Source organism: Methylophilus sp. Leaf408, from assembly GCF_916856905.1.
Classification (GTDB): domain Bacteria; phylum Pseudomonadota; class Gammaproteobacteria; order Burkholderiales; family Methylophilaceae; genus Methylophilus.
Window position 1 is genome coordinate 2,220,522 of the sequence record NZ_CAKASK010000001.1, and the last position, 12,370, is coordinate 2,232,891.

A 12,370-nucleotide genomic window follows, 5' to 3' on the forward strand; every position below is an offset into this window, starting at 1 on the left:
CGCCTTAGCGGGTTTTTTTCTGTCGGGGAAACGGCGTATTTCTCCGGCTGTAGCGTTCATCAATCAGGCAAACGCGCTTGGACCCGGTAATCATGGCCCAGATCAAATTGTCTTTATGAATAAAGCTTTCAAACAAGACACCTAATACATGAATGACAACTACACCCAACCAGGTCCAGGTAACATAGTGGTGTATCACTTTGGCTAATTCATCATCTATGAATCCCCAGCCGCTGTTATAGACGATACAACCTGAACCTACTGCGAAAATACCTAGACCCAGCATCGCATAAATTGCAATTGAACCTACGGGATTATGGCCCACATAATGCCTGGCTGTGCCTTTAAGCAGTTTGAATAAGTGCTTTACTGCCCAGACTGGGTTTAACGGGAAGCTTTGGAAATTGGCGTAGCCAGTAGCGACTACGCCCCAGATAATGCGCGCAATGATTAGGGTGCCGACGACATAGCCTGCATAAGCATGGTGTAACCTATCCCACATGGAGCTATGGGTATAAAACGCATAAGCAAAAGCTCCCACCAGGGACCAGTGGAAGATACGTATAAATGGATCCCAAACGTAGCGTAGCATTCCGTGAGGTTACCCTAGCTTAATTATTTGGTTGGCTTGGTTTCTGTTAATAGATAAGCAATAAAGTTGGCCTTCTCGGCTGGTGCGCAATCTGCGCCTAAAATATCATTGCAGTGTTTGGTAAACTCTTCTTCTACTTTATCAATATCAGTGAAGCGTTTAGTGTTAACACGTGGTGCTAATGGAGGAATTTCTTTATTCGTGACAATGTTCTTACCCACGTTAGCAGGATTGTTGGTGTGGCAGGATGCGCACGCAGCCTCACGGCCACTTGCCGTTTGGAATTTACGGTTAAAAAATATTTTCCCATCCGTAATTGATGGCGCTTTGAACGATGGGTTAACTGACTGCGCAATATTGGTATATTTATAGACCAATTTTTCAGCATTAGTTACATCAGCAAACGCGTTTACAGAAAAAAGTACCCCGAATGCAGCAATAATTATTTTGATTTTCATGGTAAGAGCTCCTTTGGTTATTATTGGAACGAATTTTATTAGTTTTATGTTAAGTAAATATGGCTTGCTTGTAATTGATTTGTATTAAACCGTAATTAATTTGTATGAAATCTGTATTAAAAGCAGTACATATGTAACTTGGAACTGATTAAGTGTTAATTAAATATCAGTCAGGCCTAGTTTACGCTAAAATCTCATCTCTTTTAAAATCAAATAGTTTAATCACTTTATGATGAATTTTCCTGATAAATTCGATGTGATTGTTGTCGGTGGTGGCCATGCCGGTACCGAAGCAGCGTTGGCAGCTGCACGCATGGGTCAGAAAACCCTGCTGCTGACCCATAACATTGAGACGTTGGGACAAATGTCCTGCAATCCATCAATAGGTGGGATTGGTAAAGGTCATTTGGTTAAAGAGGTGGATGCACTTGGCGGCGCCATGGCTGCCGCCACCGATATTGGTGGTATTCAATTCCGTATCCTGAATTCAAGTAAGGGCCCTGCTGTACGTGCGACACGTGCACAGGCTGACCGTATTCTCTATAAAGCTGCAATACGCTATCGTCTGGAAAATCAACCTAACTTGTGGCTGTTCCAGCAAGCGGTGGACGATATTATTTTAGAAGGTGAAAAAGCGGTCGGTGTAATAACGCAGATCGGGCTCCGTTTTCATTCAAAATCTGTGGTGCTGACAGCTGGTACTTTTCTGGGTGGTTTGGTGCACGTTGGTTTACAGAACTACAATGCCGGACGCGCCGGAGACCCGCCATCTATTTCATTGGCTGCCAGGTTGCGTGAGATTGGACTCCCCGCCGGTCGCCTTAAAACAGGTACCCCACCCCGTATTGATGGACGCACTATTAATTACAGCGTCATGACCGAGCAACCTGGTGATACGCCAGTGCCAGTCTTTTCATTTTTGGGTAATACAGCACAACATCCACTACAATTACCCTGCTGGATTACACATACTAATCAGCAAACACATGACATTATCCGCAGTGGCCTGGATCGTTCACCCATGTATACGGGCGTGATTGAAGGTGTGGGTCCTCGTTATTGTCCTTCCGTTGAAGATAAGATTCACCGGTTTGCAGACAAAGAGTCGCATCAGGTATTTTTAGAGCCTGAAGGTCTGACCACGCATGAAGTTTATCCGAATGGAATTTCTACCAGTTTGCCGTTTGATATCCAGTTGTCTCTGGTGCGCTCCATCCGTGGATTAGAGAATGCGCATATCCTGCGCCCCGGATACGCCATTGAATATGACTATTACGACCCTAGAGGGTTGAAATCTACCCTGGAAACCAAAACAGTAAATGGTTTGTTTTTTGCCGGCCAGATTAATGGCACTACCGGATATGAAGAAGCTGCTGCACAAGGGTTGTTGGCAGGTGCTAATGCGGCATTGTATGCGCAGGATAAAGAAGGCTGGTGCCCTTCCCGTGAGCAAGCGTATTTAGGCGTGTTAGTAGATGACTTGATCACAACCGGTGTAAATGAGCCATACCGCATGTTTACCAGTCGTGCAGAGTATCGTTTGCAACTACGTGAAGACAACGCAGATATGAGATTGACTGAAATAGGTCGCAAGCTCGGTTTGGTGGATGATGTTCGTTGGGAAGCTTTCAGTAAAAAACAGGAAGCGGTAGAGCGCGAACAGGCAAGATTAAAACGTACATTCCTGCAGCCAGAAAATGGACAAGCAAATACTTTAAGCCAAAATAAAATTGTTTCACGTGAAACACAGTTGGAAGTTTTTGGGAAGGCGTTGGAGCATGAGTATTCATTATTTGAATTATTGCGTCGGCCAGAAATCACTTATCAGTCTTTATTAGACATTGTTCCTTCTCCTGAGTCATTGGCCGATGAGGTTATTGAGCAGGTTGAAATTGCAGCCAAGTATCAAGGATATATTGACCGGCAGAATGAAGAAATCGCGAGACAGAAAAATAGTGAACACATTAAGTTGGGTGAGGCTATTCAATATGATGATGTGCATGGCTTAAGTAATGAAGCGCGGCAAAAACTATTGGCGCAGAAACCTGAAACGATAGGTCAGGCCAGCCGTATCCAAGGTATTACGCCAGCAACAATTTCATTACTGTTGGTTTATCTCAAACGCAAGCAGAAAAAACAGAGTCTCTCTGGCGATATCGCTGCTGCATGACAAGTTTGGATTCGAAATTAGCGGAAGGCTTGGTAGCGCTGGGTTTGGAGTCGGTTGTCACAACCGATATGCAGGCGAATTGTTTGGTCTATATGGCTTTACTGCAAAAATGGAACAAAGTCTATAACCTGACCGCAATCCGCGATCCACAGGAAATGCTGGCACTGCATATACTGGATAGCTTAAGCGTGTTGCCATATGTGGAGTCAGGAAATTTGCTGGATGTAGGCAGTGGCGGTGGTTTGCCGGGGCTGATCATTGCAATCACGCGACCAGACGTGCAAGTGACCACCATTGATACCGTGCAGAAAAAAGCCATTTTTATGCGCCAGGTTAAAGCTGAGTTAGGGTTGGAGAATGTGCAGGTGGTGCATAGCCGTGTTGAGGCTTATCAGCCACCCTCACCTTTTGGACAAGTGATTTCCAGGGCGTTTTCAGACATTGCCTTGTTAAGAAGATTGACTATGCATCTAATGATGCCGCATGGTCGCTGGCTGGCAATGAAGGGGGTAATCCCTATAGAAGAGTTGCAACTCGCCAGTATTATCCCCTCAAAAGTTATTCGTTTGCAGGTGCCAACATTGCAGGCGGAACGACATTTAATTGTGTTTGAGAATTCATAATGAAAATAATTGCGATCACCAACCAAAAAGGCGGCGTCGGTAAAACAACTACTTGCGTAAATTTGGCAGCCAGCCTGGCCGAACATGGTAAAAAAGTGTTGTTGGTCGACCTTGATCCGCAAGGTAATGCCAGTACTGGTAGTGGAATAGACAAGGCGCATCTAAAAGGCAGTATTTACCAGGTGTTGATCGGCAATAATACCCTGCAGGAAGTCATTCTGCGCGCGGAAGCGGCAAAGTTTGATGTGGCGCCTTCTAACCGTGATCTGGCTGGTGCCGAGGTTGAGTTGGTGAATGAAATGGCGCGTGAAACCCGCTTAAAGAATGCCATTTTAAAGCTCGGCGATAGTTATGAATATGTATTGCTGGATTGTCCACCCTCTTTAAATCTGGTGACTGTGAATGCATTAACTGCTGCGCATTCGGTGATGATTCCAATGCAATGCGAATACTATGCTTTGGAGGGTCTTTCAGACCTGGTCAACACTATCAAGAAAGTGCGCGCTCACTTAAACCCGGTTTTGGAGATCGAAGGTTTGTTGCGTACCATGTTTGATAATCGCAATATGCTGGCACAGCAGGTGTCTGCGCAACTGGTCAACCATTTCGGTAAAAAAGTCTACCAAACCATCATTCCGCGGAATGTGCGTTTGGCAGAGGCGCCAAGTTACGGCATGCCGGTGCTACTCTATGATCGGGCATCCAAAGGTGCCCAGGCATATCTTGAGTTGGCCCAGGAACTCATCCAGAAAAATTAAATTTATAAACTTTAAAGACATTCAAAACGAGGAATCAGCAGTATGGTGAAGCTCAAAGGACTAGGACGGGGATTAGATGCATTGTTATCAGGTGATGTAGAAACCATCGCTCAATCGGATAGCTTGCGCACGTTGCATGTCAGCCAGCTACAACCGGGCAAATATCAGCCACGCTCTTACATGAACGAAGAAGCCTTGCAAACTCTGGCAGACTCTATCAGTACGCAAGGCATTATGCAGCCGATTCTGGTGCGAGAGATTGCCGAAGATAAGTTTGAGATTATTGCCGGTGAACGCCGCTGGCGCGCATCGCAAAAAGCCGGTTTGACAGAAGTGCCGGTGCTGGTGCGCGATATTGCTGATGAAGCTGCCCTCGCAATGGCGCTGATTGAAAATATCCAGCGCGAAAACCTGAACCCGCTCGAAGAAGCCATGGGTATCAAGCGACTGATTGACGAGTTCGATATGACGCATGAAAAAGCGGCAGAAGCAGTAGGCCGTTCCCGGGTGGCAGTGTCAAACTTGTTGCGTTTGCTGACACTCACCCCTATGGTCCAGGACATGCTGCTGGATAACCAGATTGATATGGGTCATGCGCGTGCTTTAATCGGCGTTGAACCTGCTCAGCAAATTCTGCTGGCTAATAAAGTTGTTCAAGATGGTTTATCAGTACGTGAAGTTGAGCGCCTCATGCAGCAAGCGCCTGGTGCAAAAAAGAAAGCCCAGGAAAAGGTTCAGCCGGATATTGCTACCTTGCAGACTGAATTAAGTGAACAGCTGGGTGCTGGCGTCAATATCAGTGCTAAAACCAATGGTTCGGGTGTGTTGAAACTGAGCTATGCAAATTTAGACCAGCTGGATGATTGGATAGCAAAACTCACCGGTAAATGAACAAAAGTTCCAGCGGAAAGCAAAATTTTATCGACGAAAACGATTTTTCCAGCACATTCAGATAGTTATGTTGTAATGGGCGCTTGACTTCATACGGTGAATAATTCAAAATCTCGCGTCTTTGTAGCAATTTGCCTTGATTTTTAACATTCAAACCCCATGACCACCCCGGAAACCACTCAGTCCGATGCGCAGATGTATCGCAATATGCTGCGCTGGCAGATGATGGCAACTGTAGTAGTGATAGTAGCGGCGGTTTTGATTTCTGGCATTCCAGCAGGTATTTCAGCTTTACTTGGCGGCGCGGCTGTCATTGTGGGCGCCTGGTTTGCTGCGAAAATTGCAGTACGGGCAAAGGCAAAAGCCGACCCGACTGCGGTGTTGCTGAACATGTTGAAGGCTGAAGCAGTAAAAATTTTGATTATCGCGGTTTTACTATTTGCGGTATTCAAGTTGTATCAATCGTTGGTGCCGTTTGCACTGATTGCCGGTTTGGCGGCCGCTGCCCTGTTCTCTGGTGCTGCCCTGGCAAAAGCGCAAACACCCGTGTAGACAAGATTATTTAAAATAGTTTGAGATTATGACAACCGAACACACACAACAAGCCGAGCACGCGTTGACTCCTTCCAGCTACATCCAGCACCACCTGGGTTTCAATGCGCAATCTGTAGGTGATACCAGCTTTTGGACATTGCATGTGGATACGCTGGCGATGTCGGTCATTCTGGGTTTGGTGGTGATGGGTTTGGTCTGGCTGGTTGCTCGCGGTGCCACTTCTGGCGTGCCTAGCAAGGGTCAGGCATTTGTTGAATTGGTATTTGGCTTTATTGATGACCAGGTTAAAAATATTTTCCACGGTGATCGTCACAAGTTTATTGCGCCAACAGCGCTGACTGTGTTCTTGTGGGTATTTGCCATGAACGCCATGGACTTCCTGCCGGTAGATATTTTTGCAAAAGGCATTCATGCACTGGGTTTTGAACACTGGCGTGCAGTCCCAACTTCAGACATTAATACTACATTTGCGTTGGCATTGGCAGTCTGGTTCCTGATGATTTTTTTCTCAATTAAAGCCAAAGGCCTGGGTGGCTGGATCCACGAATTGTTCTGTGCCCCGTTCGGTTCTGCCAAGTTCTTCAAACCAAAAAGTTTTCTTGGCTTTGTTGGTCTCGTTTTAAGCCCTTTGTTGTTCGTCGCAAACTTCGCTTTTAACCTCATCGAATACGTTTCAAAACCACTTTCCCACTCATTGCGTTTGTTCGGCAACATGTATGCCGGCGAAGTTATTTTCCTGTTGTTAGGCCTGTGGGCAGCAACCGGAGTGACTGGCGCAATTGCAGGGGCAATTCTGGGTGCTGGCTGGTCTATCTTCCACATCCTGATCGTGGCGTTGCAAGCATTTATTTTCATGATGTTGACTGTGGTGTACTTAGCCATGGCACATGAGTCGCACTAGTTTTAATTTTTAAGTTTGTAGTTGTTTTTATTTCTTTACATAAGAGAGGGTAATACATAATGGAAGCTTTAGCATTGATTCAGGCCTACACAGGCATTGGTATCGGTTTGATCATCGGTTTGGGTGCTGCTGGTGCCTGTATCGGTATTGGTATTATGTGTGCAAGTTTCCTTGAAGGTGCTGCACGTCAACCAGAAATGATTCCAGCATTGCAAGGTAAAGTATTCTTGCTGTTGGGTCTTATCGATGCGTCCTTCATTATCGGTGTTGGTTTGGCCATGATGTTTGCGTTCGCAAACCCATTGTTGAGCGTTGTTGCACAGTAATTAACGCCAGGTAGGGTTTAAGTAGTGACTTAAACCTTTCAACAACCCAGTAAGATGGATCAAAAATGAATATTAATTTCACACTCATCGCGCAAGCTATCGCATTTGCAGTGTTGATTTGGTTCACAGTGAAATTCGTTTGGCCGCCGCTGTTAAAAGCGATTGAAACACGCCAAAAGGAAATTGCAGATGGTTTAGCTGCTGCGCAAGAAGGCAGAAGTGCCTTGGAAGTAGCGGCTAAAAAATCTGACGCGACACTGAATGAAGCAAAACAAAAAGCAAGTGAGATTATTGGGCAAGCTGAAAAACGCGCTGCACAAATCATCGATGAAGCTAAGGGTAATGCCAAAGCTGAAGGTGAACGCATCATAGCTGGTGCTAAGGCCGAGATTGATCAGGAAGTGAACCGCGCTAAAGAAGGCCTGCGCGCTCAAGTTTCTACACTGGCTGTAGCCGGTGCAGAAAAAATCCTGCGTAAAGAGATCGATGCCAAAGCACATAGCGAGATGTTGTCTAAACTTGCTGCGGAACTATAAGGATAAAACATGGCTGAACTCTCAACCATTGCAAGGCCTTATGCTGTTGCCGCCTATAAGTTGGGCAAAGAAAAAAAGGCACTGGCAAAGTGGTCTGAAATGCTGGCATTTGCTGCCGCAGTTGCATCAGATGTATACATGAAGACGCTGATTGATAGTCCCAAACTGAATGCTGCAGATATTGAAGCGGCGTTCCTTAAAGTGGGCGGTGACAATCTAGACAATCATGGGCAAAATTTAATCAAAATTTTGGTTGAATACGGCCGTTTATCCTTATTGCCTGCCATTGCTGAAGCTTTTGAGGCTTTGAAAGCACAAGATGAAGGCACGCTGGACGCTGAAATTATTGCTGCTGCAAAACTGACAGCTGCGCAGACTAAAGATTTGGTCAAACGTCTGGAAGCCAAGTTCGGCAAGAAGATTGAAGCAAGCGTTTCCGTAGATCCGGAAATCATCGGCGGCATCAAAATTATTGTTGGCGACACGGTCATCGACGCGTCTGTCCAAGGTCAGTTACAAAATTTAGCCTATACGCTAACAGCATAAGGCATAGGAGATTTAAATGCAGTTATCAACATCAGAGATTAGCGAGCTCATCAAGAGCCGTTTGGAAAACTTCTCTACTACCGCTGAAGCGCGTACCCAAGGTACTGTGATTTCTGTGACAGACGGCATTGTGCGTATTCACGGTTTGTCCAATGTTATGGCCGGTGAGATGATTGAGTTTCCAGGCAACACATTTGGTCTGGCATTGAACCTGGAGCGTGACTCTGTTGGTGCCGTGGTGCTGGGCGATTATGAGCACATTACCGAAGGTGACGTTTGTAAATGTACCGGTCGTATTCTGGAAGTGCCAGTAGGCCCGGAACTGATTGGCCGTGTAGTGAACTCACTGGGTCAACCTATTGATGGTAAAGGTCCGGTTAAAACCAAATTAACCGACAAGATTGAAAAAATTGCGCCAGGCGTGATTGCACGTAAATCTGTATCACAACCTGTACAAACCGGCCTGAAATCTATCGATTCCATGGTTCCAGTTGGTCGTGGCCAGCGTGAATTGATCATTGGTGACCGTCAGACTGGTAAGACAGCGGTTGCTGTAGATGCGATCATTAACCAGAAAGGTCAGAACATGACCTGTATCTACGTTGCGATTGGCCAGAAAGCCTCTACCATTGCTAACGTGGTGCGTAAGCTGGAAGAGCACGGCGCGATGGCTTACACCATTATCGTGGCTGCTTCTGCTTCTGACTCTGCTGCATTGCAATTCCTGGCACCTTATGCCGGTTGTACCATGGGTGAATACTTCCGTGACCGTGGCGAAGACGCATTGATCGTTTACGATGACTTGTCCAAACAAGCGGTTGCTTACCGTCAGATTTCCCTGTTGCTGCGCCGTCCACCAGGCCGTGAAGCTTACCCAGGTGACGTGTTCTACATTCACTCACGTTTGTTAGAGCGTGCTGCACGCGTAAACGAAGAATATGTAGAGAAATTCACTGAAGGTAAAGTGAAAGGCAAAACAGGTTCATTGACTGCATTACCAGTGATTGAAACGCAAGCCGGTGACGTATCCGCATTCGTGCCAACCAACGTGATCTCGATTACCGATGGCCAGATCTTCCTGGAAACTGACTTGTTCAACGCAGGTGTGCGTCCAGCGATCAACGCCGGTATTTCCGTATCACGCGTGGGTGGTGCTGCACAAACCAAGATCATCAAAAAACTGGGTGGCGGTGTGCGTCTGGCATTGGCACAGTATCGTGAACTGGCTGCGTTTGCGCAGTTCGCGTCTGACCTGGATGAAGCAACTCGTAAACAGCTGGACCGGGGCCGCATGTTTACCGAGTTGATGAAACAGGCGCAATACTCGCCATTGAGCGTTGCGGCGATGGGCGTAAGCTTGTTTGCAGCAAACAAAGGTTACTTTGACGATGTGCCGACCAACAAGGTACTGGCATTTGAAAATGCATTGCATGGCTTCTTGAACTCCAAGTATAAGAACATCATTGATGCGATTGATTCCAGTAAAGATCTGAGTGGCGACAACGAGAAAGCATTGGAAGCTGCGATTCAAGATTTCAAAGCAACCAACGCTTATTAATCTCTGACACTTCGACTTAGGAACCTAATATGGCAGGTAGTAAAGAGATTAGAACCAAGATCAAGAGTGTAGAAAATACACGCAAGATCACCAAGGCGATGGAGATGGTGGCCGCTTCTAAAATGCGTAAAGCGCAGGACAGAATGCGTGCTTCCCGCCCTTATGCGGATAAAATCCGCAATGTGGCGGCTCACCTCTCTTTTGCACAATCTGAGTATAGGCATCCGTTTCTAATCAAGCGTGATGTGGTGAAAAATATCGGTCTGATTGTGGTCAGTTCAGACAAAGGCCTGTGCGGCGGTTTGAATACCAACGTCTTGCGTTTGTCGCTGAACCAGATGAAAGCCTGGGAAGCTGAAGGCAAAGGCATCAGCGTCAGCGCGATTGGTAACAAAGGCTATGGCTTTATGAACCGCATCGGCGCACAGGTCAAATCCCATATCACAGGTCTGGGCGATACACCGCAATTGGAGAAACTGATCGGCAGCATCAAAGTGATGCTGGATGCTTACATTGCCGGTGAAATTGATCAGCTATACATCTGCTATACCAAATTCATTAATACCATGAAGCAAGAGCCGACCATGCAGCAACTGCTGCCATTGTCTGGTGAGCAACTGGGCAGCCCTAACGGCCATTGGGATTACATCTATGAGCCGGAAGCTAAACCAGTGGTGGATGAGTTGATGACACGTTATATTGAGTCACTGATTTACAACGCAGTGGCCGAAAACATGGCATCAGAGCAATCTGCACGTATGGTGGCGATGAAGTCTGCGTCCGACAACGCGAAGAGCGTGATTGGCGAACTGAAACTGGTGTACAACAAAGCCCGTCAGGCTGCGATTACCAAAGAGATTTCAGAAATCGTCGGCGGTGCGGCAGCGGTTTCATCCTAAGGCGTGCGCTTTAAGCGTAAGTGAAAGAATTCAATTAGATCTGACTCATACAGTTAGGAAAAGAAAATGGCAAAGGCAAATCAAGTAGTAACAGGTAAAGTAGTGCAGTGTATTGGCGCTGTGGTTGACGTGGAATTTCCACGCGATCAAATGCCTAAAGTATTCGATGCATTGATCATTGATGATAAAAACTCCAATGCAGAAGCCGGTTTAACACTGGAAGTGCAACAACAGCTGGGTGACGGCGTGGTGCGAACCATCGCCATGGGTTCCTCAGACGGTCTTGCACGTGGTACCGCATTTAAAAACACAGGCGGTGCGATTTCCGTGCCGGTTGGTGAAGGTACTTTGGGTCGTATCATGGACGTATTGGGTCGCCCAATCGACGAAGTGGGTCCAATCGATTCTACAGAATTCCGTTCTATCCACCAGAAAGCCCCGGCTTTTGAAGAACTGTCTCCATCTGTAGACTTGCTGGAAACAGGCATCAAGGTGATTGATCTGGTTTGCCCGTTTGCTAAAGGCGGTAAAGTTGGTCTGTTCGGTGGTGCCGGTGTAGGTAAAACCGTGAACATGCTGGAACTCATTAACAACATTGCTAAACAGCACTCCGGTTTGTCCGTGTTTGCCGGTGTGGGTGAACGTACCCGTGAAGGTAACGACTTCTATCACGAGATGGCAGATGCTGGCGTGATCAAGCTGGACAACATGAAAGAATCAAAAGTAGCCATGGTGTTCGGTCAGATGAACGAGCCTCCAGGCAACCGTCTGCGCGTTGCTTTATCCGGCTTGACCATGGCTGAAAAATTCCGTGACGAAGGCCGTGACGTATTGTTCTTCGTGGATAACATCTACCGTTACACACTGGCCGGTACTGAAGTATCTGCGTTGCTGGGCCGTATGCCTTCAGCGGTAGGTTACCAACCTACCCTGGCTGATGAAATGGGCCGCCTGCAAGAGCGTATTACTTCAACCAAAGTGGGTTCCATTACTTCTATCCAGGCGGTATACGTACCAGCGGATGACTTGACCGACCCATCACCAGCGACCACTTTCCAGCATTTGGACTCTACAGTTGTATTGTCACGTGACATTGCTTCCCTGGGTATCTACCCGGCGGTTGATCCACTGGATTCAACCTCACGTCAGCTGGATCCACTGGTTGTTGGCGAAGAGCACTACAACGTCGCACGTTCAGTGCAGTCTACTCTGCAACGTTACAAAGAATTGCGCGACATTATCGCGATTCTGGGTATGGACGAGTTATCTCCAGAAGATAAACTGTCTGTAGGCCGTGCACGTAAAATCCAGCGTTTCCTGTCACAACCTTTCCACGTGGCTGAAGTATTTACCGGGGCACCAGGTAAGTACGTACCATTAAAAGAAACCATCAAAGGCTTCAAGGCGATTGTTGCCGGCGAATACGATCACTTGCCTGAGCAAGCGTTCTACATGGTGGGTGGTATCGAAGAAGCTGTTGAGAAAGCTAAAACACTGAACTAATCATTTGTTATACAGGCAGGTGGTTTTCACCTGCTTGTTTAATGAATTTCAGTG

At 46.7% G+C, this 12,370-nt stretch carries 14 protein-coding genes; 12 read left to right on the forward strand and 2 right to left on the reverse strand.

What is annotated here, in order from left to right; all coding sequences use genetic code 11:
• Positions 1–4: 4 nt before the first annotated feature.
• Both LPA26_RS10375 and LPA26_RS10380 read right to left on the reverse strand, forming a co-directional pair.
• On the reverse strand, positions 5–592 hold the full coding sequence (locus LPA26_RS10375; RefSeq protein ID WP_229008240.1) for a cytochrome b/b6 domain-containing protein: 588 nt from the start codon (positions 590–592) through the stop codon (positions 5–7).
• A gap of 23 nt (positions 593–615) precedes the next feature.
• Complete coding sequence (locus LPA26_RS10380; protein WP_229008241.1) at positions 616–1,050, reverse strand: DUF1924 domain-containing protein; 435 nt, start codon at positions 1,048–1,050, stop codon at positions 616–618.
• Between the two features lie 232 nt (positions 1,051–1,282).
• Here LPA26_RS10380 and mnmG point away from each other — a divergent pair, with 232 nt between their 5' ends.
• From mnmG to atpD, 12 genes are all read left to right on the forward strand, one after another.
• Positions 1,283–3,220 (forward strand): tRNA uridine-5-carboxymethylaminomethyl(34) synthesis enzyme MnmG, encoded by a 1,938-nt coding sequence (mnmG, locus tag LPA26_RS10385; RefSeq protein ID WP_229008356.1) that lies wholly within the window; start codon positions 1,283–1,285, stop codon positions 3,218–3,220.
• The gene (gene rsmG / locus LPA26_RS10390) at positions 3,217–3,843 is read left to right on the forward strand and encodes a 16S rRNA (guanine(527)-N(7))-methyltransferase RsmG (protein WP_229008242.1); all 627 of its coding nucleotides are present in this window, start codon (positions 3,217–3,219) and stop codon (positions 3,841–3,843) included. The genes mnmG and rsmG overlap by 4 nt, the downstream gene beginning before the upstream one ends.
• Positions 3,843–4,601 carry a ParA family protein gene (locus LPA26_RS10395; protein ID WP_055830689.1) on the forward strand — a complete coding sequence of 253 codons (759 nt, stop codon included), beginning with the start codon at positions 3,843–3,845 and terminating at the stop codon, positions 4,599–4,601. Before rsmG ends, LPA26_RS10395 begins: the two co-directional genes overlap by 1 nt.
• A 42-nt stretch (positions 4,602–4,643) precedes the next feature.
• A complete protein-coding gene (locus LPA26_RS10400) occupies positions 4,644–5,492 on the forward strand; it encodes a ParB/RepB/Spo0J family partition protein (RefSeq protein ID WP_055830691.1) in 849 nt (282 codons plus the stop codon).
• A 159-nt stretch (positions 5,493–5,651) separates the two neighbouring features.
• Complete coding sequence (locus LPA26_RS10405) at positions 5,652–6,044, forward strand: ATP synthase subunit I (RefSeq protein WP_229008243.1); 393 nt, start codon at positions 5,652–5,654, stop codon at positions 6,042–6,044.
• Between the two features lie 28 nt (positions 6,045–6,072).
• Entirely contained in the window at positions 6,073–6,948 is an 876-nt protein-coding gene (gene atpB, locus LPA26_RS10410; RefSeq protein ID WP_055830695.1) for a F0F1 ATP synthase subunit A, read from the forward strand.
• 59 nt (positions 6,949–7,007) lie between these two features.
• A complete protein-coding gene (atpE, locus tag LPA26_RS10415; RefSeq protein ID WP_055830697.1) occupies positions 7,008–7,274 on the forward strand; it encodes a F0F1 ATP synthase subunit C in 267 nt (88 codons plus the stop codon).
• A 65-nt stretch (positions 7,275–7,339) separates the two neighbouring features.
• The gene (locus LPA26_RS10420) at positions 7,340–7,810 is read left to right on the forward strand and encodes a F0F1 ATP synthase subunit B (RefSeq protein ID WP_055830699.1); all 471 of its coding nucleotides are present in this window, start codon (positions 7,340–7,342) and stop codon (positions 7,808–7,810) included.
• A 9-nt stretch (positions 7,811–7,819) separates the two neighbouring features.
• Positions 7,820–8,356, forward strand: coding sequence for a F0F1 ATP synthase subunit delta (locus LPA26_RS10425; RefSeq protein WP_229008244.1), 537 nt, complete (start codon positions 7,820–7,822; stop codon positions 8,354–8,356).
• Between the two features lie 16 nt (positions 8,357–8,372).
• Positions 8,373–9,914: a F0F1 ATP synthase subunit alpha gene (atpA, locus tag LPA26_RS10430; RefSeq protein ID WP_055830703.1), complete on the forward strand. Its 1,542-nt coding sequence runs from the start codon at positions 8,373–8,375 to the stop codon at positions 9,912–9,914.
• A 29-nt stretch (positions 9,915–9,943) separates the two neighbouring features.
• The gene (gene atpG / locus LPA26_RS10435) at positions 9,944–10,813 is read left to right on the forward strand and encodes a F0F1 ATP synthase subunit gamma (RefSeq protein ID WP_055830704.1); all 870 of its coding nucleotides are present in this window, start codon (positions 9,944–9,946) and stop codon (positions 10,811–10,813) included.
• A gap of 66 nt (positions 10,814–10,879) precedes the next feature.
• The gene (gene atpD, locus LPA26_RS10440; RefSeq protein ID WP_055830708.1) at positions 10,880–12,316 is read left to right on the forward strand and encodes a F0F1 ATP synthase subunit beta; all 1,437 of its coding nucleotides are present in this window, start codon (positions 10,880–10,882) and stop codon (positions 12,314–12,316) included.
• Positions 12,317–12,370: the final 54 nt, after the last annotated feature.